The organism is Citrobacter sp. Awk 2, from assembly GCF_028069815.1.
Lineage (GTDB): Bacteria > Pseudomonadota > Gammaproteobacteria > Enterobacterales > Enterobacteriaceae > Citrobacter.
On the sequence record NZ_JANEWL010000249.1, the window covers coordinates 1 to 581 of the forward strand.

Annotated in this window: 1 protein-coding gene; it reads right to left on the reverse strand. The window is 34.8% G+C overall.

Annotated features, from left to right (window positions below):
- Positions 1 to 581: MASE4 domain-containing protein (locus tag NNO02_RS23475; RefSeq protein ID WP_271455900.1), on the reverse strand; the 581-nt coding region annotated here is incomplete at both ends.

A 581-nucleotide genomic window follows, 5' to 3' on the forward strand; every position in this document is an offset into this window, starting at 1 on the left:
TTATATATCTTAGTCATTGCATCTTTTATTGCTGAATCCGTCTCTCTCTTAAGAATAATAAACGTGTTGTACATTAATATAGATATGATACATAAGGTGCTGATAACTTCGATACCCCTGCTGACATACCAAATATACATACTATATTCATCCAGACTTAACAGCAGAACATTCGTCAGGATTGCAGAGCCACACAGTAACGCTATGCTTTTCCATAAGATACCATGCATTTTGGTTTTCACTGCCAGATACAATAAGACCGTTCCCCATGCGATAATCAGTGAATATATGTAGCCAATATGCCAGTGCACCGTTTTGTTGTCAGCTTTTAAACTGGTAATTTCAATCGTGACATCAGCGTTATAACTGGATAAGTTATGTGAAAGGAATGCAATTGCCAGCATAATCAACAACGCTATAATTATGTAACATGGCTCTCTTTCTTTAGTCTCAATAACTGTGGAGGTCGCTTTATAAGATTTCAATGATACAAAAAGCAATGCAATAAAACTCACTTGCCTAAAATAATAGAAGATAGCAATATCATTTGTGCGTTTTTCTATCAAAACACTATCATTAAT